Here is a 20,129-nt window from a genome sequence, read left to right as displayed (position 1 = left end):
AGGGCTGAAAGCCCTCAGGAAAATCAATGGAGGTAGAAGAATGGAGAAAACAAAGGGACAGCAATTACAGGAAGAACTGACATTCAAGTTTCCTCATATTGCCAAGGCAGCACCGGGGCAGCTTGAGGAAGCAGAAATGTTCTGCGAGAGCTATAAAAGATTTTTGGATAACGGCAAGACCGAACGGGAATGCGTCAGGGAGGCCGTGGCAATGCTTGAGATGCAGGGCTATCTTCCTTTTGAAGCAGGAAAAACCTATAAGGCCGGTGAAAAGGTGTATCTTGTGAACCGGAATAAGGCGATCATTGCAACGACCTTCGGACAGGAAGGGGTGGAGAAGGGCCTCCGCATCAATGGGGCACACATTGATTCCCCAAGGCTTGATTTAAAGCCCAATCCCCTTTATGAAAAGAATGATATTGCGTACTTTAAGACCCATTATTACGGCGGGATCCGGAAATACCAGTGGGGTACCGTTCCCCTTGCCATGCACGGTGTTATCGTGAAGAAGAACGGGGAGGCCGTGGAAGTGAATATCGGTGAGAAGGAAGGGGATCCGGTATTCTGCGTGTCAGATCTGCTTCCTCATCTGGCGGTGGAACAGAATGAGAGAAAATTAGGAGAGGGTTTAAAAGGAGAGGAGCTTAATGTGATCATCGGTTCCATCCCATTTCTTGATGATGCGGAAATAAAGGATGCGGTCAAGCTTCTTGCCCTTAAGCTGCTTCATGAACGCTATGGGATCACGGAAGCGGATTTCTTCCGTGCGGAAATTGAGATGGTGCCGGCCTGGAAGGCCAGTGATGTGGGCTTAGACCGCAGCATGATCGGTGCATACGGACAGGATGACAGGGTATGCGCCTATACGGCTTTAATGGCGGAGATCGATGCCAGGATGCCAGAGTATACCACGGTAACCATTCTCACGGACAAAGAAGAGATCGGTTCCGACGGTAATACCGGTCTGAATTCCCATTATGTGCTGCACTATATTGAGGATCTGGCGGATATGGCTCATGTTGATGTGAGAAAGGTGCTCCGGAATTCCTTCTGCTTATCTTCTGATGTGAATGCGGCCTATGACCCCACCTTTGCACAGGTATATGAGGAGCGCAATTCCTGCTTCATAAACAAGGGCTGTGTTCTGACAAAGTACACAGGCGTACGCGGAAAAGCAGGCTCCAACGATGCCAGTGCGGAGCTCATGGCAAAAATGATCGCCATGATGGATCAGGAAGGCGTGTTCTGGCAGATCGGGGAGCTTGGCGCTGTGGATCAGGGCGGCGGCGGCACCATCGCCAAATATGTGGCCCAGCTGGATGTTGATGTGGTTGATTTAGGAGTACCCATCCTTTCCATGCATTCCCCCTTTGAGCTATCTTCCAAGCTGGATGTATACAATACATACAAGGCATTTCAGGCATTTTACAAATAATAACGGAATTTTGAAATTTTTGTTAATTTCGGGAAAAAGCTTTTTTTACCGTGCCTTATATGGTATAACTGACTGGAAGCAGTTTCATTGTGAATCATTAAATAGAAAGAAAAAGGATTGTATTATGAAGAAAATTTTTAAAGTATGTATGTACGGACTGGCTGCAGCAGCTCTTATTACCGGATGCTCAAAAAAAGCGGCGGAGGAGACAACAGCAGCAGCAACGGAAAGCTCCGCACAGGAAACCATGGCGGATGTGGACTTAACAGGCGTTGACAACGGAACCATCACTCTGGGAGAGTACAAAGGCATTGAAGTGACAAAGGACCCTGTGGAAGTGACGGAAGAAGAAGTGAATACGGCAATTCAGAACGAACTGGAAGCAAGCGCTAAATATACGGAAACAGACCGCGCAGTTCAGACAGGGGACCAGGTCAACATTGATTATGTGGGAACCAAGGATGGAGTCGCATTCGATGGAGGGACCGCCCAGGGCTATGATCTTTCCATCGGTTCCGGCCAGTTTATCAAAGGCTTTGAAGAAGGCCTTATCGGTGCGAAAAAGGGAGACAAGGTCACTTTAAATCTCACCTTCCCGGAAAATTACCAGAACGCGGACTTAGCAGGCCAGGCAGTGGTGTTTGAAGTGACGGTCAACGCTGTCAAGGAGAAACAGGTTCCGGAATTAAATGATGCCTATGTCCAGGAAAACTCTGACTTTAAGACGGTGGATGAATACAAAGAGGACAAGAAGCAGTCCCTGTTAAAGGACAAGAACGACCAGGCGGAGCAGAAGGTCAAGAGCGATATTTACAATGCGATCTTAAATGCCTCTACGGTTGAGCCGAAACAGGATGCCATTGATGCCAACTTCAATAATGTGGTTGCCAACTATACAAACCAGGCATCGTCCTACGGTATGGACCTGGGAACGTTTGCAGGCGCATTTGCAGGAATGGGAGAGGCTGATTTTAAAGAAGTTTTAAAGACCCAGGCAGAAGCTATCGTAGAACAGAGGCTGGTAGTAACCGCTATCGCAGAAAAAGAAGGAATTGTGATAACAGACGAAGACCGTAAGAAAATTGCAGATGAGATGGGCTATGAAAGTGTTGAAAATATGATTGAGACTGCCGGCCAGTTTAACGTAGATGACTATATTATGAATAACAAGGTAATGGATTTCCTGACGGAGAATGCGGTTATCAGATAATGAATAATTTACGACAGGGGGAACCTTTATGCAGCTTTTAAAGGACAGAATACGCAGGGACGGAAAGATTAAATCCGGTGACGTACTGAAAGTAGACAGTTTTTTAAACCACCAGATGGATATTAAGCTGTTCGTTGAAATCGGAAAGGAATTTAAGAGACGCTTTGCCGGTTATGAAGTCAATAAAATCCTGACCATTGAGGCTTCCGGCATCGGCATTGCCTGTATCGTGGCCCAGTATTTTGATGTGCCGGTAGTATTTGCCAAGAAATCCAAGACCAAGAACATCGCAGGAGATGTCTACACCACCCAGGTGGAATCCTTTACCCATGGAAAAGTCTATGATATTATGGTTTCCAAGGAATTTCTGGGAGCGGGTGACAAGGTATTGCTGATCGATGACTTCTTAGCTAATGGAAAAGCTTTGGAGGGCCTGGCTGCTATCGTAAAGGATTCCGGCGCAGAGCTGGTCGGTGCGGGAATCGTGATCGAAAAGGGCTTCCAGACCGGCGGGGACCGTTTACGGAAAGAAGGCATCCGGGTAGAGTCCCTGGCCATTGTAGAAAGCATGGATGAAACATCGGGAACCATATGTTTTCGAGGTGACCGATGACTGAAAAAAGAAAGGCCCTGTTTTTCGATATTGACGGCACGCTTTTTTCCGAGGTAAACCGGAATGTGCCGGACAGCGCGAAACAGGCAGTCGCACGGGCGCGTGAAAAGGGCCACCTGGTATTCATCAATTCCGGACGCACTGACTGTCAGATTGAACTCATCAAACGGATGATCGAAGTGGATGGCTATTGCTGCGGATGCGGGACCCGTATTGTGGCGGAGGGTCAGGTTCTTTTCTCAGCCACGATTCCTCACGAGCGCGGGCTTAAGATCAAAAAAATCATTTTAGAGCACGGTCTGGATGGGATTTTAGAGGGAACAGAAAGCTGTTATTTCAGAAAAGAACCCTCCCGCATTCCCCAGGTAGAGAGAATGAAAGAAACCATAGCCCGGGAAGGGAACATATCCCCCTATGGCTGGGAAGAGGATTGCTACGACTTTGATAAGTTCTGTGTTCTTGCAGATGAAAAGAGCGATATGAAAGGTTTTTCCCGTGCATTGGGACTGGATTTTGAAATCATCAGCCGGGGCGGCGGATTCTATGAATGCGTTCCGGCCGGTTATTCCAAGGCGACCGCCATGGAGCTGGTTTTAAAGCATTATGGGATCGCGCTGGAGGATACTTATGTATTTGGTGACAGCACCAATGATCTGTCCATGTTTGAGTATGCGAAGAACTGTATTTTAATGGGACATCACAGCGTGGAGCTGGAGCCTTATGCTACCTTTTATACGAAGAATGTGGAAGATGACGGAGTGGCCTATGCGATGAAGAAGCTGGGGCTGGTATGATTCGTTTGAAAAATAGCAATAAAATGGATAAAAGCTCTTGAGACTTATAAGTTTCAAGAGCTTTTTTGCAGGAAAATTTAGTATCTTACATAATTATGTTTTTAATTCATTTTTTCCAGAATGCTTCTTGCCACGCTCAGTCCGTTGGCGGATGCCTGCTGGAGGCCCCTGGTTACGGAAGCCCCGTCGCCGATGGCACGCAGGCCTTCTACACTGGTTTCAAAGTCAGCGTTAACCACCACTTTATTGGAATAGAATTTGACCTCTACGCCGTATAACAGGGTTTCATCGCTGGCGATGCCCGGAGTTACCTTGTCGAGGGCTAAAAGCATTTCTTTTATGTCGACCATTATGCGGTGCGGGAAAACTAAGGATAAATCTCCGGGGACCGCATCCTTTAAGGTTGGGATCAGGTTGTTGCGGCATAAGCGCTCTTCTGTGGTACGACGTCCTCTTTGGAAGTCACCGAAGGTCTGTACCAGGATTTTGCCGTCGCAGAGCATATTGCTCAGCTGGGAGATGTGCTTGCCGTATTCGATGGGAGTCTTAAATGGTTTTGTAAAATTTTTTGATACCAGGATAGCGAAGTTGGTGTTATTGGTCTTAAATTCCTGGGATTTGTAGGCGTGTCCGTTGACAACGGCCAGTCCGTTTTCGTAATACTCCGTAGCCACCTCGCCGGAAGGGTTGGTGCAGAAGGTACGGACCTTATCGTCAAAGGTCGGGGTATAATAAACAAGCTTGGCCTCATAAAGGTTCTTGTTTAAAAATTCCATGACCTCATCGCGGACTTCCACGCGGACACCGATATCTACGGTTCCGACCCTTGTCTCAATGCCGTGGTCTCCGCAGATGTGGCTGAACCAGTCAGAGCCCTCCCGGCCGATGGCGGAAACGATTTCCGGTGCATAGTAGGTTTCTTCTTTATCTGTGATGACGCCCTTTGCTTTATTATCCTCGATGATAATATCCTTTACCATCGTATTAAACGCCATTTCAATGCCCTGCTCCAATAAATGTTCCTGAAGGCGGGTGTAGATTTTATAGCCTTCTTCCGTGCCTAAGTGGCGGATCGGGCATTCGATCAGCTTTAAATTAGCGCCTATGGCCTTACGGCGGATCTCCTGGATTTCCTTTTGTTTGTCCACTCCGTAAACATTGGTATCCGCGCCGAATTTTAAGTAAATGTTATCGGATTCCTTTAACAGCTCCACTGTTTTATCGTACCCCAGTATCTCAGGAAGGTTTCCTCCAACATCAGGGGATAAGGACAGCTTTCCGTCAGAAAATGCCCCTGCTCCCGCAAAGCCTGTAGTGATGGAGCATGGTTTGCAGCCTACGCATACTTTGGTTTTCCGTTTGGGACAGGTTCGGTTTTCAATCCGGCGGCCCTTTTCGATCATCAGAATTTTAAGGTCCGGTTTTTTCTCGATCAGTTCATAAGCGCAGAAAATGCCGGAAGGGCCTGCGCCGATGATGATCACATCGTAATTTTTTGAAGCATCCTTCATGAACATCACTCCTTTTTCCTTCTAACCCTTATAGTCAACTATTATGGTAGTTGGTAGAAACGCTCAACCAATTATGAACTTATATAAGCGCAACGGTTTTATTTTAACATAACGGATACGGGAATGACAAGGAAAATAATCTTAAAAATCAGGAATTTACAGGATAGGAGTATCTGGAAAAAAAAGACGGTTTCCGCCTTTACATCTTAAACCGGAACTGTTAAAATGAAAAAGAATAGCGTTAGACCCCCCGGATTGGGAAATCTAACGCTTTTCGGGTGTTCAAAACCCCTAAAAAGTCATGAATCGTAACCGTAATTAATATAGACAATAATGAGGAGAATCATCATGTATATCATCGCAGGACTAGGAAACCCAACCAGGGAATATGAAAAGACCAGGCACAATGCAGGGTTCGAGGCAATCGATATTCTGGCGGACAAACTGGGCACCAGGGTAACGGAAAAAAAGCATAAGGCATTCTGTGGGAGCGGAATGATCGGCTTCGAGAAAGTGATCCTGGCAAAGCCCCAGACCTTTATGAATTTAAGCGGAGAAAGCATCCGGGCCATAGCCGATTTTTACAAGGTGGAACCGGACCACATCATCATCATCTGCGATGACATCAATCTGGCGGAAGGCCGGCTGCGGATCCGGACAAAAGGAAGTGCCGGAGGCCATAACGGTTTAAAAAATATTATAAGCCACTTAGGGACCCAGGAATTTTTAAGGATCCGGGTAGGAGTGGGAGAAAAGCCGGAGGAAATGGATCTGGCGGACTATGTTCTCGGCCGGTTCCCAAAGGATCAGGAAGAGGTTATGGCACAGGCATACAAGGATGCGGCGGAGGCTGCAGTGATGATGGTTACGGACGGAGCGGATATGGCAATGAATCACTTCAACAGGAAGAAATAAGGAGATTTCATGAGCGATCTATTTGAAAAACCATTAAGGGAGCTAAAGGATTTTGAAGATCTGTCGGCTGATCTGGTAAAAAAAGCAGGGCCGGCCGCAGCAAGCGGATGCATGGATTCCCAGAAGGTCCATCTGATGTACGAGGCCGCAAAGCATGCCGGCTTCAAGCTGGTGGTGACTTATGATGATACCAGAGCCAGGGAGATCTATGAGGATCTGCGCTTCTTTGATCGGGATGTATGGCTGTATCCGGCCAGGGACCTTCTTTTTTTCAATGCGGACATCCATGGAAATCTGCTCACCAAGCAGCGGATGACCGTATTCCGCCATTTAATGGAACAATCCTCAGGCTGGATCGTTACCACCATTGACGGACTCATGGACCATCTTTTACCTTTACGGCATTTAAAGGAACAGGTGTTATCCGTAGAAGGCGGTCAGACCATTGACGTGGAGAAATGGAAGAAGCGCCTGGCTGAACTGGGATATGAGCGGATGGCTCAGGTGGATGGCATGGGACAGTTCTCCATCCGCGGCGGGATCATTGACGTGTTTCCTTTGACGGAGGAACTCCCGGTGCGGATTGAACTATGGGATGATGAGGTGGACTCCATCCGGACCTTTGATATAGAGAGCCAGAGATCCATTGAACAGCTGGACCGCGTCCGGATTTATCCTGCCACGGAAATGGTACTCAAAAAGGATCAGATCGTAAGCGGGGCCGCTATCCTTGAAAAGGAAGCAAAAAAGTATGAGAAGGAGCTTAGATCCCAGTCAAAAATAGAAGAATCAGCGAGAATCCGCTCCATTGTCTCGGAACTTTTGGAAGGGCTTCGGGAAGGTTTTAAACAGCATGGGCTGGACGGCTATATCCACTATTTCTGCCAGGAGAGCGTTTCCTTCCTGGAGTATTTTCCGGCAGAAGACACGGTACTCTTCCTGGATGAGCCGGAACGGCTTAAGGAAAAGGGAGAGACCGTGGAAATGGAATTCCGGGAAAGCATGATTCACCGTCTGGAAAACGGTTACATCCTTCCCGGCCAGACCGGACTTCTGTTCCCGGCAAAAGAAATGTTAGCCAGGACCCAGACAAAGACCACCGTGTATTTAACCGGCCTTGAGCAGAAGCTGGCGGGATTTACGGTTAAGAACCGATACAGCTTCCAGGTGAAAAATGTAAATGCTTATCAGAACGGGTTTGAACTTTTGATCAAAGATTTAACCAGGTGGAAAAAGGAAGGTTACCGGGTCATCCTTTTGTCGGCTTCCAGAACCAGAGCCAGCCGTCTGGCCGGGGATTTGAGGGAATATGATTTACGGGCCTACTGTCCCGATGAGTCCTGGGAAGGCTGTGAGGTAAAACCGGGGGAAATTCTGGTGACCTTCGGAAATATCCACCGCGGCTTTGAATATCCCATGATCAAATTTATCGTCATCACCGAAGGCGATATGTTCGGGGGAGAGAAAAAGAAACGGAAACGGAAAAAGACCTCTTATGAGGGGACGAAAATCCAGAACTTTTCAGACCTGTCCATCGGTGACTACGTGGTTCACGAGGATCATGGCCTGGGAATTTACCGTGGTATAGAAAAAATCGAACAGGATGGGGTGATCAAGGATTACTTAAAGGTGGAGTACGCAGAAAACGGAAATTTATACCTCCCTGCCACAAGGCTTGACGGGATCCAGAAGTATGCAGGTGCCGAGGCGAAAAAACCTAAATTAAACCGGTTGGGCGGAGACCAGTGGAACAGGACCAAAACCAGAGTCAAAGGTGCGGTTAAGGAAATTGCCAGGGATCTGGTGCAGCTTTATGCTGCCAGGCAGCAGACCGATGGATTCCGGTATGGAGAGGATACGGTCTGGCAGAAGGAATTTGAAGAGATGTTCCCCTATGAGGAAACAGAGGATCAGTGGGATGCCATAGAGGCTGCAAAAGCAGATATGGAAAGCCGGAGGATCATGGACCGCCTGATCTGCGGAGATGTGGGATATGGTAAAACTGAAATCGCCTTAAGGGCAGCGTTCAAGGCAGTCCAGGATGGAAAGCAGGTAGTCTATCTGGTGCCTACCACCATTCTGGCCCAGCAGCATTATAATACCTTTGCCCAGAGAATGAAGGATTTCCCGGTGCGGGTGGATTTGATGTCCCGTTTCCGGACTCCGGCCCAGATAAAGAAGACCCTGGAAGATCTAAAGCGGGGGCTGGTGGACATTGTGATCGGAACCCACAGGGTTCTGTCAAAGGATGTGGCATTTAAGGATCTGGGGCTTCTCATCATTGATGAGGAACAGCGTTTTGGCGTGGCACATAAGGAAAAAATCAAACAGTTAAAGGAAAATATCGACGTTTTGACCTTAACGGCCACCCCGATTCCAAGAACCCTTCATATGAGTCTGGTCGGAATCCGGGACATGAGCGTGCTGGAGGAGCCTCCGGTAGACCGTATGCCGATCCAGACCTATGTTATGGAGCATAACGATGAGATGGTGCGCGAGGCCATACACCGGGAACTGTCCCGGGGCGGACAGGTCTATTACGTATACAACCGGGTAAATAACATCGATGAGGTAGCGAACCACGTTGCAAGCCTGGTTCCAGAAGCAGCCGTGACCTTTGCACATGGACAGATGCATGAGCATGAGCTGGAACGGATCATGTTCGATTTCGTAAACGGAGAGATCGATGTTCTGGTCTGCACCACCATCATAGAGACCGGCCTTGACATTCCCAATGCAAATACCATGATCATTCAGGATGCGGACCGCATGGGGCTTTCCCAGCTGTACCAGTTACGGGGGCGGGTGGGCCGTTCCAGCCGGACCTCTTATGCATTTTTGATGTATAAACGGGATAAATTACTAAAGGAAGAGGCGGAAAAGCGTCTTCAGGCGATCCGGGAATTTACGGAGCTGGGCTCCGGCATCAAGATTGCCATGCGGGATTTGGAGATCCGGGGGGCAGGAAACGTTTTGGGTGCGGAACAGCATGGACATATGGAAGCTGTGGGTTATGATCTTTACTGCAAGCTTTTAAACCAGGCGGTCCTGGAACTGAAGGGACAGAGGAAAGAAGAGGAGACCTACGATACGGTGGTGGAATGTGATACCGATGCTTATATTCCTGCTTCCTATATTAAGAATGAATATCAGAAGCTTGATATTTACAAGCGGATTTCCAGCATTGAGAATGAAGAAGAATATATGGATATGCAGGACGAACTGATGGACCGCTTCGGCGATATTCCGAAGCCGGTTGATAATCTCTTAAAGGTCGCAGGCTTAAAGGCTCTGGCCCACAGTGCCTATGTGACCGAGGTGAACATCAACCGCCAGGAGATCCGTTTTACCATGTATAAGAATGCAAAGCTTAAGGTAGAGGGAATTCCGAAGCTGATCGACCGGTACCGTGGAGATTTGAAGTTTCAGATGGGAGAAGAACCAAGGATTATGTTCCTGGACAGAAAGAAGAATCCGTCTACCGATGCCATGATGGGCCAGGCAGAAGTGATTTTAAAGCAAATATTAGAATTGTCTGAAAAGTAGTGAAAATATGAAAAAGTGACACAAAATACAGAGCTTGTCTGGTTAATTTTTGCCTGTTAAGTGATATAATAATAGTAGAAGAAGGGATTTAGTCCCAGATGCTTTCTTTACTTCAAAATAAATATTTCGGAGAAAGGTGGTAGCTATGGACGTACTAGGTATGTATCTTCTGCAAAGGGTATCCGATGAATTGACGATTCAGCGGTATGGTTCTTTTGAAAACCGGTTTGTGACTCCCATTCCTGATAATACAGCCGCAAAGGCGGCTCATGAGGGTTACATTTCTTCCTCAAAGGAAGCTCCGCGTCGTTTCAGGCAGAATGATTTTTAACCTTTGGGTATTGAGAATCCGGCATATTCCAATAGCAAACTGACCCTGATTTTAAATTTTGGGAAAAATGGCAGACTTAAGTATAATCTGTTGCTTTCGTAGCAAAATAATATCAGTGATATTAAAAAGTACAAGATGGAGGAATTTTATTATGAAAGCAACTGGTATTGTGAGAAGAATTGACGACCTTGGGCGCGTAGTTATTCCGAAAGAAATCAGGAGGACACTACGCTTGAGAGAAGGAACTCCGCTTGAGATATTTACAGACAGAGAAGGCGAGATTATTTTAAAGAAATATTCTCCAATGGTAGAACTGACTGCTTTTGCCTCCCAGTACGCAGAGGCTATGGCTCAGACTACGGGGCTTACCGTATGCATCAGCGACCGGGACCAGATCATTGCTGTGGCTGGAGGTTCTAAAAAGGAGCTTATCCAGAAGACAATCAGCAAGCAGCTGGAAAATCTTATTAATGAGCGGACCGTTGTGATTGCCGGAAAGGATGATAAGGGATTTATTCCTCTGACAGGTGAGACATTGGAAGGTGTGACAGCCCAGGTAGTGGCACCGATCATCTGTGAAGGCGATGCAATTGGTTCCGTAGCTTTGCTGAGCAGGGAACCAAGAGCCCGTTTTGGGGACATGGAGACAAAACTGGCTACAACCGCGGCCGGATTTTTAGGCCGTCAGATGGAAGGATAACCATATTACTATGACAGCATATGAAAAAGGAGGTAATTAAACAATGAAGGTTTTTGTACCGGAAGAAGATGATTATAATGATGGCGATGTTCCGGAGATTGATACCGAGCCTTACAAGGATGGTTTCTACGTGGAGCCATTACCGGAATCAGAGCGGCCCAGAAGAGACGGTCCCGGGGGAAATTAACCAGATGTTTATGGAATAATTGAAAGAAAAAGAAACGGCGTGGACACTGGTTTTTCTGTGTTCATGCCGTTTCTTTTTACTTAAAACCGATTAATAAATGATTTGATCTCCGTCTTTGATACAGTAATTTACTTTTACTCCTAACTCCTCCATCCACTTCCTTGTCTCAAGGGTTTTCCAGTCCCCGCTTCCGGTTCCTCCGCCGTTATCATTGTTCCACAGCCAGAGCGGACAGGGCCACAGGGCGATTTTGGGATCAATAGCCGCGTACACTTCCCGGCTTACGCCGTATTGCCCATGGTGGGACATCTGGACAATATCACTCTTTAATTCCGCTGCGGTATGCTCGGAAAGCAGAAGCTGTCCCGCCTCCGGCCCCATATCTCCAAGCACCAGAATGCTTACGTCATTCAGTAAAAACTGATATGCAACGGAACTGTTGTTTACCGAGGTCGCATCCAGTAAATAAGGGTTATTTAAAACCCTGGCTTTTATCTGGCCGATCTGGATCTCCTGGTCTTTCTGGACGGTGTGCAGCTTTTCCGCAGGAAGGGTCGCCAGCGCTGCCCGTAAGCTGTTCACAAGATCAGCCCGCGATGGCTCAACGGTTTCATACCAGGACTGGTCCGCCAGGGAGTAATAGACATGGTCTATGGTGATCTGGCTGTCCGGATTGTTTAAGATCTGAACGAGCGCTCCAATATGATCTGAATGAGGATGGGTAATGAACCAGCCTGATACATGTCCGCCTCTGGAACGGATCACATCCGTCAAATGGGCCGCATTGATATCCCAGCCGCCGTCAATCACCACAAGAGCTCCGTTCTTGTCCTGCAGGATCATGGAAAGCATCTGCCGGTTATCATAATCCGCCAGCAAGGATAAACTTCCGCCGTTAAATATTTTGCTTCCCGGTCCGATGTTAAGGGCCGGCCCAAAGCCCATGCTCCGTACGGTCATTTCCCCGGCTGAGGCATTGGGTGTCAGAAGCTCCGGCTTAAATGCAGTAAATACAATGTTTAAAAACAGCAGGCAGGCTGCTATTTTTTTCCAGATATTAAATTGTTTCATGGCTACCTCCGGTTTTTATTTCGCTATCCCTTATTATATAAGATTATCGTCTTTTTTAACAGGGGCCGAGCTCAAATGTCAGAAAATCTTCAGAATTGGAAAAAAATGAAATATTTCCTATATTTCCTGCGGATATGTTATAATAAATGCAAAAGGAGGAGCTGCCCATGCATACTTTTGAGGATTTAGTAAATATTACAAATAAACTGCGGTCAGAACATGGTTGTCCTTGGGACAGGGAGCAGACCCATGAAAGTCTGAAAAAGTGCCTGGAAGAGGAAAGCGGAGAGGTTCTGAATGCCATCGATCAGGAAGATATGGAAAACCTTTGCGAAGAGCTGGGAGACGTACTGTTTCAGGTAATGCTGCACAGCCAGATCGCGAAGGAGCGGGGGGACTTTACCATCGATGACGTGGTGAACGGAATCTGTGAAAAAATGATACGCAGGCATCCCCATGTTTTTGGCGATAAAAAGGTAATTTCACCGGAAGAAGGGCAAGTCCTGTGGAATGAGATAAAAATGCAGGAGAAAGCCCTCCAAAAGAGCGAAAAACCTTGACAAAAACAGGAGAAACAGCTATAAATGATATAGTAATCGTGTTAACGCGAAAAATCGTAGTCTAGTGCTACATTCTAGGAGGAAGATATCAATGAACAAAGCAGAGTTAATCGCAGCAGTAGCAGAGAAAGCAGAACTGTCCAAAAAGGATGCAGAGAAGGCAGTTAAGGCTTTAACAGATGTAATATCTGAAGAGCTGGTAAAAGGCGAGAAAATCCAGTTAGTTGGTTTTGGTACATTCGAGGTATCTGAAAGAGCAGCAAGAGAAGGAAGAAATCCAAAGAGCGGCGAAGTTATGAATATCCCGGCTTCCAAAACACCAAAGTTCAAAGCTGGAAAGGCTTTAAAGGATATGGTGAACGCATAATCCATGAGGCTGGACAAGTTTCTTAAAGTTTCCCGTCTTATCAAGAGAAGAACCGTAGCCAACGAAGCCTGTGATGCAGGCCGCGTGCTTGTCAATGACAAGCCTGCCAAAGCTTCCCTGAATATTAAGGAAGGTGACATCATTGAGATTCGTTTTGGAACCAGTTCGGTAAAGGTTCAGGTTCTTGATGTCGCGGAGACGGTAAAAAAGGATGAAGCGAAAGAGCTTTACCGTTATCTTTAGCTCATAGTTTTGATACGTACGATAAATTTCAGGAATATTGGAGCGCGCCTCCTAATATACTTTAGACAGGTATATTAGGAGGTTTTTCTTATGGAAGAAAAGATGAATATCCGCCCTCACAGGCTGACAATAGAAAACCGGGCTTCCGGTACAATGACAGGCATCCGGGAAGTAGTATCCTTTGATGAGAACCAGGTGGTTTTAGACACCGATATGGGGATCCTTACCCTTAAAGGAAAGGAGCTTCATGTCAGCCGTCTGACACTGGAAAAAGGAGAGGTGGACTTAAACGGCAATATAGAGAGCCTTACCTATTCTTCCAACGAAGCGCTGCGCAGGTCCGGGGAACCCCTGCTTTCCAGGCTGTTTAAATAAGAATCAGAAGGAGTCATATGAGCGTTCATATCGTATATGAAGTAAAACTTCTGCTCTACAGCTTTTTAACGGGCGCAGGGCTTATGATGACATATGACCTGTTACGTATTTTCCGTATTTTTATCCCTCATTCCTATGCTTTTATAGGAATAGAGGACATGATATACTGGATTTATGCTGCGCTCATTACATTTTCCCTGCTGTATGAACAGAATGACGGAGAATTAAGAGGATATGTCATTACCGGAGTATTTATGGGAATGTTTCTGTATGACAGAATGATCAGCAGGTTTTTTCTAAAGTTCTTGAAAAACTTCAGGAAATATCTTAAAATAAAAATGAATAAGTGTATCCGCCGGAAGAGGCGGCAGTAGGATTGACTGGTGATTGTATGAGCGAGATGGGAAAATCAAGAAGAAAAAGAAAAGATAAATGGGGCAACCGCATGGCCCTTATTGGTATCACCTTCGTCGTATTCAGCCTTGCAGTGATCGTTACCTTAAAGGGAGTCACACTGAAGGAAAAGGAGCAGGAGTACCGGCTTCGTCTGGAAAACCTCCAGGCTCAGGTGGACAAGGAACAGGAACGGGCCAAGGAGTTAGAGGAATACCGTGTTTATGTGCAGACAAAACAATATATCGAAGAAGTGGCAAAGCAGAAGCTGGGACTTGTAAATCCTGACGAGATTCTGCTAAAACCGTCACAAAGGCAGTAAATATTGTCGTACAATTTTAAAGATGGAATCAGCTGTTTTGACAAATATTTCCCTCCCCCCTGTATATAATGTGGTTTAAAGCATGTAACAGGCAGGAGGGATTTTTGTGTTCAGACGTAAGGCGGCACATCACGATATGGCTGATGTGAATGTATATACGGCAAAGAGATTAAACGACATGGCAAATTCATTGGGAGAGCTTGCCAGAGCGTGCACAGATGACCTGTCCGCAGAACAGGGACTTACGAAGGAAGATGGCGTCGCGGCTCTTCAGACAGCGGCAGCCATGGTATGCGCAGGCTGTAACAAATGCATTGTGTATCCCGGTAAAGAACAGGACAATCAATATTATCTGCAGTATCTGATTCGTGCGTTTGAGCATAAAGGGAGCGTGGACTACGGGGACATGCCCCGTTTTTTTCTGGAAACCTGCAAAAGGAAGGACGAATACATGGTCCAGTTAAACCGGGGGCTTGGAAGAGCCACCATGAATCTGGCTTGGAAGAACCGTTTCCTGGAGAGCCGCGATGCGGTGATCGTCCAGTTTAAGGAGCTGGCCGTGATCCTGGAAGAATTTTCACATCAGGTGGAGCATGCAGTTGACATAACCCCGGAATGGGAGGAAGAAATAAAGCGGGCATTCCGCCGCAATCACATTATCATAGAAAAGATGCTGATCCTGGAATACGAGAATCAGCAGAGGGAAGCATATCTGACCATGAGAACCATGAACGGCCGGTGTGTGACCGTGAAGGAGGCTGCAGAAGTCCTGGAGGATGCCATAGAGGAAGGCGAATGGACGGTGGCTCCCGACGGCAGGAACCTGGTAACAAAACAGGCCGATACCATACGGTTTGTTGAAAAAGGCGAATACCAGGTAATCTACGGCGCCGCCAAGGCAATAAAAAGCGGGGAAGAGGTATCCGGGGACAATTACACCTTTGGACAGGTCCAGCCGGGACAAGCCATACTGAGCCTGTCAGACGGCATGGGAAGCGGCAAGGCCGCAGAGGAAGAAAGCAGGCAGGTGATCGAACTGACCCAGAGGCTTTTAGAAGCAGGATTTTCAGCAAGGGCGGCGCTTAAGATGGTAAATACCGTTTTACTGCTGACAGGTATTTCCCAGCATCCGGCTACCCTGGACTTGTGCTGTATTGATTTGAAAACCGGAATTATGGAGGCCATGAAGCTGGGAGCAGCGGCTACGTATATCCTCAGCGAAAAAGGAGTGGAGCGTTTGGAGGCCGGCGAGGTTCCCATGGGCATCTTAAACCCGGTGGAGCCGGTTCTGCTGTCTAAAAAGCTGTGGGATGATAACCGGATCATTATGGTCAGTGACGGTATTCTGGACGCTCTTCCGGCGGATGACAAGGAACTGATGCTTCAGGAATTCATTGCCGGAATGCCGGTCAAGAATCCTCAGGACATGGCGGACCGGATTCTTTTGTTCGCAAGATCCTTTGCCGAAAAGGCGGCTGATGACATGACGGTTCTGACAGCCGGCATATGGAAAAGAAAATAATAATTGCAACAGACATGTTTTGCGGGTATATTTATAGTAGAGAGGGGAGAAAATCAACTAAGGAAGGTGGATGAATGTACGGAAAGATATTGGATTTTATCAGACGGAACCGGCTGTTCACTCCGGGGGACCGCGTCATCGTGGCGCTTTCCGGAGGAGCCGATTCGGTCTGTCTTCTTATAGTCTTAAATGAGCTTAAGGAAGAGCTTGGACTGGAATTAAAAGCAGTCCATGTTCATCATGGATTAAGAGGGAAAGAGGCGGACCGGGACAGTCTTTATGCCGGTCAGCTTTCCAAAGAGCTGGGAATCGCTTTTGCATGCGTCCGGGTGGATGCCGCGCTTTATGCCAGGGAACATGGGATGTCGGTGGAGGAAGCCGGCAGGCATTTGCGGTATGAGATCTTTGAGAGAGAGCGTCTGGCCTTTGGGGGAACCAAAATAGCGGTAGCCCATCATGCGGATGATCAGGCGGAGACCATTCTGTATAACCTGTTCCGGGGGACCGGACTGAAGGGGTTAGGCGGAATGCGTCCCGTACGGGAGAGAATTGTCCGGCCGCTGTTGTCCGTAGGGAGGGGAGAAATTCTTGCATATCTGGAGGAAAAAGGGATATCTTATTGTGAGGACTCCACCAATGCTTCCCTGGATTATGTGAGAAACCGCCTGCGGAGCCAGATCCTTCCCTCCATCAAAGAACAGATCAACAGCCGGGCAGGGGAAAACATCGTCCATGCAGGGGAAATGGCTGCAAAAGCGGACGCTTATCTGGAAAAACAGGCGGAGAGCGTGTTAAAGGCCTGTGGAAAGCGGGAAACGGATGCGGCCGGAACGTGCCTGGCGTGCAAAGCCGGGGTAGAGATGCTTTTAACGGAGGACGACATAATAAAGAATTATGTGATCCGAAGGATGATCCGGTCGGTCAATGAATCCATGAAAGATATTACCATGACTCACGTGGAAAGTGCGGCTGCCCTGCTTTCGGGGCCTTCCGGCAGGCAGGTGGATCTTCCCCATGGGCTCATTGCGGTGCGGACAGTGAGTGAATTGTGGATAAAAAAGAAAAATCAGGGAGATTTGGTGGAAAACGAGTGCAGTTTTCCGCTTCCAAAACTGGATTTTACGGTCTTTCCCTATAAAAAAGGCCAGGAAATTCCCAAAAACGGGTGTACGAAATGGTTTGATTATGATAAAATCAAATGTGCACTTTCTGTGAGGTATCGGGAAACCGGAGATTACATCACACTGGCCGGAGGTGGAAGAAAGACCGTCAAGGCATTTATGATCGATGAAAAGATTCCGAAGGAGGAACGGGGGAAAATACCGCTGGTGGCAGATGGTTCCCATGTTCTCTGGGTCATCGGATACCGGATCAGTGAATACTATAAGATAACAGATGATACCCATACAGTAATACAAATGCAGCTAGACGGAGGAACGCCCTCCGGGCATACCATTATGCACAAAAAGCATGGGCAGAAAAGAGGAAAAGACAATGGATGATAAGATACGTGTATTGTTATCAGAGGAAGAGGTAGCGGAAAGAGTAAAGGAAGTAGCAGATGAGATCAGCAGGGATTACGAGGGAAAACCCCTTCATCTGATCTGCATTTTAAAAGGAGGCGTTTTCTTTACCTGTGAGCTCGCAAAGCGGATCAGACTGCCGCTTACCATGGATTTCATGTCCGTATCCAGTTACGGCGCCGGAACGGTGTCCAGTGGGATCGTTAAGATCGTTAAGGACTTAGATGATCCCATCGAAGGAAAGGATGTATTGATTGTGGAGGATATCATCGATTCCGGCAATACCCTGTCCTATCTGATCGAGGTGTTAAAGCAGAGAAATCCTAACAGCATTCAGCTCTGTACGCTGCTTGATAAACCGGAGCGCCGGGTGAAAAAGCAGGTGGAAGTGAAATACACCTGTTTCACTGTGCCGGATGAGTTTATCATTGGATATGGTCTTGATTACGATCAGATATATAGGAATTTGCCATATATTGGAGTTATAGAACAGCAATAAGGAGGCAGCATGTTGAAACAACAGCAACCATTCAGAGGCTTGGGATTTCTGCTCCTTCTGGTTATCATGCTTATATTTGCCAGTAAGCTGCCCCAAAAGAGTGAAATCGTCACCAACCAGGAGTTAATGCAGGCGATTGACAATGGAACCATAGCCTCAGCAACGATCAGGCAGAACGATCCGCCTCCAACGGGAAGGATCGAGATGGCCATGACCGACGGCTCGTCAAAACAGGCCAATGTATCCAATGTGATTGAGATTCAGGATCGTTTGGACCGCAATGGAATCACCTATACGGTGGATGCAGTACAGAAGGAAAATTTATTCCTGACCATTACTCTGCCGCTGATTTTAACAGCGGTAGCTTTGGTTTTTCTTTTCATGTTAATGAATGCCAGGGCAGGGGCCGGAAGCGCCAATGCAAAAATGATGAATTTTGGAAGAAGCCGGGCCCATCTTGCAAAAGATGCCAATAAGGTGAATTTCAGCAAGGTAGCCGGGCTCGAAGAGGAAAAAGAGGAACTGGAAGAGGTGGTGGACTTCTTAAAGAATCCTCAGAAATATACCAGTGTGGGAGCCCGTATTCCGAAAGGGATCCTTCTTGTAGGACCTCCCGGAACAGGTAAGACCCTTCTTGCCAAGGCAGTGGCAGGAGAAGCAGGGGTCCCGTTTTTCTCCATTTCAGGTTCCGACTTTGTGGAAATGTTTGTCGGTGTCGGCGCTTCCCGGGTGAGGGATTTATTTGAAGAGGGGAAAAAGCACGCCCCATGTATCATATTTATTGATGAAATCGACGCAGTTGCCCGCCGAAGGGGTACCGGTATGGGCGGAGGACATGACGAGAGGGAGCAGACCTTAAACCAGCTTCTGGTTGAGATGGACGGCTTCGGGATCAATGAAGGGATCATCGTTATGGCTGCGACAAACCGTGTGGACATTCTGGATCCGGCGATTCTGCGTCCCGGACGTTTTGACCGGAAGGTGGGCGTCGGAAGGCCCGATGTGAAGGGAAGAGAGGAAATCTTAAAGGTTCACTCCAAGGAAAAGCCCCTGGGAGAAGATGTGGATTTAAAGAGAATCGCCCAGACAACGGCCGGATTCACCGGTGCGGATTTAGAGAACCTTATGAATGAAGCAGCCATCAATGCGGCCAGAAACAGCAAGAAATATATCAATCAGGCCGATATTGATAAGGCTTTTGTGAAGGTCGGCATTGGAGCCGAGAAGAAGAGCAAGGTAATAACCGAGAAGGAAAAGAGGATCACGGCATACCATGAGGCAGGCCATGCGATTCTGTTTCACTTACTTCCGGATGAAGGGCCTGTGCATACCATTTCCATCATTCCCACGGGAGTCAGCGCGGCCGGATATACCATGCCATTGCCGGAAAGAGATCATATGTTTAATACAAGAGGCAAGATGCTGCAGGATATTATGGTAGATTTAGGCGGCAGGATCGCGGAAGAGATTATTTTCGGTGATATCACCACCGGAGCTTCCCAGGACATCAAGCAGGCGACCGCAATGGCCCGGGCCATGGTGACCCAGTACGGCATGTCCGACAGGGTTGGCATGATAAACTATGATAATGACGGCGATGAAGTCTTTATCGGCCGGGATCTGGCCCATACCAAGAACTATGGCGGCCAGGTTGCGAATACCATTGACAATGAAGTGAAGCGGATCATCGATGAGTGCTATGAAAAGGCGAAGGATATCATTTTAAAACATGAAAATGTCCTTCATGCCTGCTGTCAGCTGCTCATAGAAAAGGAAAAGATTGGCCAGCAGGAATTTGAAAGTCTGTTTACTGCTGCAGCGGAAGGTTAGGAACCCTCTGTCAGCCTGAAAGCGATAGAAGCGCAGAATCCGGTAAAATATCTAAGTTTTTACCAGGGAGTCTGCGCTTTTTTGTATCTGATGAGAAGGCAGGGCAAAAATGCATAAAAATCAAGTATGAAAAAAATGATGTTTGTGCACACTTATTTTGCGGGACATGGTATATTAATAAT

21 protein-coding genes and 1 riboswitch are annotated in these 20,129 nt (G+C 47.3%); of the genes, 19 read left to right on the top strand and 2 right to left on the bottom strand.

The genetic code is table 11. The features are described 5' to 3' along the window. The first annotated feature begins 40 nt into the window (after positions 1-40). The 4 genes from BQ9856_RS20265 to BQ9856_RS20250 all read left to right on the top strand — a co-directional run bounded on the left by BQ9856_RS20265 (position 41) and on the right by BQ9856_RS20250 (position 4,052). Positions 41-1,435: an aminopeptidase gene (locus BQ9856_RS20265; protein WP_077612622.1), complete on the top strand. Its 1,395-nt coding sequence runs from the start codon at positions 41-43 to the stop codon at positions 1,433-1,435. Between the two features lie 124 nt (positions 1,436-1,559). Further along, complete coding sequence (tig, locus tag BQ9856_RS20260) at positions 1,560-2,645, top strand: trigger factor (RefSeq protein ID WP_077613471.1); 1,086 nt, start codon at positions 1,560-1,562, stop codon at positions 2,643-2,645. A gap of 28 nt (positions 2,646-2,673) precedes the next feature. After that, positions 2,674-3,258 (top strand): xanthine phosphoribosyltransferase, encoded by a 585-nt coding sequence (locus tag BQ9856_RS20255; RefSeq protein WP_077612621.1) that lies wholly within the window; start codon positions 2,674-2,676, stop codon positions 3,256-3,258. Then, a complete protein-coding gene (locus BQ9856_RS20250; RefSeq protein ID WP_077612620.1) occupies positions 3,255-4,052 on the top strand; it encodes an HAD family hydrolase in 798 nt (265 codons plus the stop codon). Before BQ9856_RS20255 ends, BQ9856_RS20250 begins: the two co-directional genes overlap by 4 nt. Positions 4,053-4,153: 101 nt before the next feature. On the opposite strand, the gene BQ9856_RS20245 is transcribed toward BQ9856_RS20250, so the two are convergent. Then, positions 4,154-5,563: an NAD(P)/FAD-dependent oxidoreductase gene (locus BQ9856_RS20245; RefSeq protein WP_077612619.1), complete on the bottom strand. Its 1,410-nt coding sequence runs from the start codon at positions 5,561-5,563 to the stop codon at positions 4,154-4,156. Between the two features lie 11 nt (positions 5,564-5,574). Further along, a riboswitch (purine riboswitch) is annotated at positions 5,575-5,670 on the bottom strand. 241 nt (positions 5,671-5,911) lie between these two features. Here BQ9856_RS20245 and pth point away from each other — a divergent pair. From pth to BQ9856_RS20220, 5 genes are all read left to right on the top strand, one after another. Then, the gene (gene pth / locus BQ9856_RS20240) at positions 5,912-6,478 is read left to right on the top strand and encodes an aminoacyl-tRNA hydrolase (RefSeq protein WP_077612618.1); all 567 of its coding nucleotides are present in this window, start codon (positions 5,912-5,914) and stop codon (positions 6,476-6,478) included. Positions 6,479-6,487: 9 nt separating this feature from the next. Beyond that, positions 6,488-10,024: a transcription-repair coupling factor gene (gene mfd / locus BQ9856_RS20235; protein WP_077612617.1), complete on the top strand. Its 3,537-nt coding sequence runs from the start codon at positions 6,488-6,490 to the stop codon at positions 10,022-10,024. Positions 10,025-10,169: 145 nt separating this feature from the next. After that, positions 10,170-10,355, top strand: a complete 186-nt coding sequence (locus tag BQ9856_RS20230) for a hypothetical protein (protein WP_077612616.1) — start codon at positions 10,170-10,172, stop codon at positions 10,353-10,355. A gap of 151 nt (positions 10,356-10,506) precedes the next feature. Further along, entirely contained in the window at positions 10,507-11,055 is a 549-nt protein-coding gene (gene spoVT, locus BQ9856_RS20225) for a stage V sporulation protein T (protein ID WP_077612615.1), read from the top strand. A gap of 43 nt (positions 11,056-11,098) precedes the next feature. Beyond that, positions 11,099-11,242 carry an AE-binding protein gene (locus BQ9856_RS20220; RefSeq protein ID WP_077612614.1) on the top strand — a complete coding sequence of 48 codons (144 nt, stop codon included), beginning with the start codon at positions 11,099-11,101 and terminating at the stop codon, positions 11,240-11,242. A gap of 90 nt (positions 11,243-11,332) precedes the next feature. Here the strand turns inward: BQ9856_RS20220 and BQ9856_RS20215 are convergent, their stop codons facing one another. Beyond that, positions 11,333-12,313, bottom strand: coding sequence for a ComEC/Rec2 family competence protein (locus BQ9856_RS20215; RefSeq protein ID WP_077612613.1), 981 nt, complete (start codon positions 12,311-12,313; stop codon positions 11,333-11,335). 167 nt (positions 12,314-12,480) lie between these two features. On the opposite strand from BQ9856_RS20215, the gene BQ9856_RS20210 reads away from it, so the two are divergent. From BQ9856_RS20210 to ftsH, 10 genes are all read left to right on the top strand, one after another. Then, positions 12,481-12,873 carry a MazG family protein gene (locus BQ9856_RS20210; protein ID WP_077612612.1) on the top strand — a complete coding sequence of 131 codons (393 nt, stop codon included), beginning with the start codon at positions 12,481-12,483 and terminating at the stop codon, positions 12,871-12,873. Between the two features lie 64 nt (positions 12,874-12,937). Further along, positions 12,938-13,240: an HU family DNA-binding protein gene (locus BQ9856_RS20205; RefSeq protein WP_268875600.1), complete on the top strand. Its 303-nt coding sequence runs from the start codon at positions 12,938-12,940 to the stop codon at positions 13,238-13,240. 3 nt (positions 13,241-13,243) lie between these two features. Next, positions 13,244-13,483: an RNA-binding S4 domain-containing protein gene (locus tag BQ9856_RS20200; RefSeq protein ID WP_077612611.1), complete on the top strand. Its 240-nt coding sequence runs from the start codon at positions 13,244-13,246 to the stop codon at positions 13,481-13,483. 90 nt (positions 13,484-13,573) lie between these two features. After that, a complete protein-coding gene (yabP, locus tag BQ9856_RS20195) occupies positions 13,574-13,858 on the top strand; it encodes a sporulation protein YabP (protein WP_077612610.1) in 285 nt (94 codons plus the stop codon). Positions 13,859-13,875: 17 nt separating this feature from the next. After that, positions 13,876-14,232: a spore cortex biosynthesis protein YabQ gene (gene yabQ / locus BQ9856_RS20190; RefSeq protein WP_077612609.1), complete on the top strand. Its 357-nt coding sequence runs from the start codon at positions 13,876-13,878 to the stop codon at positions 14,230-14,232. 2 nt (positions 14,233-14,234) lie between these two features. Further along, entirely contained in the window at positions 14,235-14,573 is a 339-nt protein-coding gene (locus BQ9856_RS20185) for a septum formation initiator family protein (RefSeq protein WP_442855551.1), read from the top strand. A 106-nt stretch (positions 14,574-14,679) separates the two neighbouring features. Continuing rightward, a complete protein-coding gene (locus BQ9856_RS20180) occupies positions 14,680-16,095 on the top strand; it encodes a SpoIIE family protein phosphatase (protein WP_442855550.1) in 1,416 nt (471 codons plus the stop codon). Between the two features lie 74 nt (positions 16,096-16,169). Then, entirely contained in the window at positions 16,170-17,597 is a 1,428-nt protein-coding gene (gene tilS / locus BQ9856_RS20175) for a tRNA lysidine(34) synthetase TilS (RefSeq protein WP_077612607.1), read from the top strand. Further along, positions 17,590-18,117 carry a hypoxanthine phosphoribosyltransferase gene (hpt, locus tag BQ9856_RS20170; RefSeq protein WP_077612606.1) on the top strand — a complete coding sequence of 176 codons (528 nt, stop codon included), beginning with the start codon at positions 17,590-17,592 and terminating at the stop codon, positions 18,115-18,117. The genes tilS and hpt overlap by 8 nt, the downstream gene beginning before the upstream one ends. 9 nt (positions 18,118-18,126) lie before the next feature. After that, on the top strand, positions 18,127-19,947 hold the full coding sequence (ftsH, locus tag BQ9856_RS20165; RefSeq protein ID WP_200801331.1) for an ATP-dependent zinc metalloprotease FtsH: 1,821 nt from the start codon (positions 18,127-18,129) through the stop codon (positions 19,945-19,947). Positions 19,948-20,129: the final 182 nt, after the last annotated feature.

This window comes from Clostridium sp. Marseille-P2415, from assembly GCF_900155545.1.
Classification (GTDB): domain Bacteria; phylum Bacillota; class Clostridia; order Lachnospirales; family Lachnospiraceae; genus Lacrimispora.
Note: the sequence above shows the minus strand (reverse complement) of the source record. Positions and strands in the feature narration are given on the sequence as shown.

Excerpts from the sequence above, each read along its gene's own strand:
- tilS (WP_077612607.1), top strand. The coding sequence starts at position 16,170 with ATGTACGGAAAGATATTGGATTTTATCAGACGGAACCGGCTGTTCACT.
- tig (WP_077613471.1), top strand. The coding sequence starts at position 1,560 with ATGAAGAAAATTTTTAAAGTATGTATGTACGGACTGGCTGCAGCAGCT.
- ftsH (WP_200801331.1), top strand. The coding sequence starts at position 18,127 with ATGTTGAAACAACAGCAACCATTCAGAGGCTTGGGATTTCTGCTCCTT.
- spoVT (WP_077612615.1), top strand. The coding sequence starts at position 10,507 with ATGAAAGCAACTGGTATTGTGAGAAGAATTGACGACCTTGGGCGCGTA.
- BQ9856_RS20220 (WP_077612614.1), top strand. The coding sequence starts at position 11,099 with ATGAAGGTTTTTGTACCGGAAGAAGATGATTATAATGATGGCGATGTT.
- hpt (WP_077612606.1), top strand. The coding sequence starts at position 17,590 with ATGGATGATAAGATACGTGTATTGTTATCAGAGGAAGAGGTAGCGGAA.
- BQ9856_RS20250 (WP_077612620.1), top strand. The coding sequence starts at position 3,255 with ATGACTGAAAAAAGAAAGGCCCTGTTTTTCGATATTGACGGCACGCTT.
- yabP (WP_077612610.1), top strand. The coding sequence starts at position 13,574 with ATGGAAGAAAAGATGAATATCCGCCCTCACAGGCTGACAATAGAAAAC.
- BQ9856_RS20265 (WP_077612622.1), top strand. The coding sequence starts at position 41 with ATGGAGAAAACAAAGGGACAGCAATTACAGGAAGAACTGACATTCAAG.
- BQ9856_RS20255 (WP_077612621.1), top strand. The coding sequence starts at position 2,674 with ATGCAGCTTTTAAAGGACAGAATACGCAGGGACGGAAAGATTAAATCC.
- BQ9856_RS20200 (WP_077612611.1), top strand. The coding sequence starts at position 13,244 with ATGAGGCTGGACAAGTTTCTTAAAGTTTCCCGTCTTATCAAGAGAAGA.
- yabQ (WP_077612609.1), top strand. The coding sequence starts at position 13,876 with ATGAGCGTTCATATCGTATATGAAGTAAAACTTCTGCTCTACAGCTTT.
- BQ9856_RS20215 (WP_077612613.1), bottom strand. The coding sequence starts at position 12,313 with ATGAAACAATTTAATATCTGGAAAAAAATAGCAGCCTGCCTGCTGTTT.
- BQ9856_RS20210 (WP_077612612.1), top strand. The coding sequence starts at position 12,481 with ATGCATACTTTTGAGGATTTAGTAAATATTACAAATAAACTGCGGTCA.
- pth (WP_077612618.1), top strand. The coding sequence starts at position 5,912 with ATGTATATCATCGCAGGACTAGGAAACCCAACCAGGGAATATGAAAAG.
- BQ9856_RS20245 (WP_077612619.1), bottom strand. The coding sequence starts at position 5,563 with ATGAAGGATGCTTCAAAAAATTACGATGTGATCATCATCGGCGCAGGC.
- BQ9856_RS20230 (WP_077612616.1), top strand. The coding sequence starts at position 10,170 with ATGGACGTACTAGGTATGTATCTTCTGCAAAGGGTATCCGATGAATTG.
- mfd (WP_077612617.1), top strand. The coding sequence starts at position 6,488 with ATGAGCGATCTATTTGAAAAACCATTAAGGGAGCTAAAGGATTTTGAA.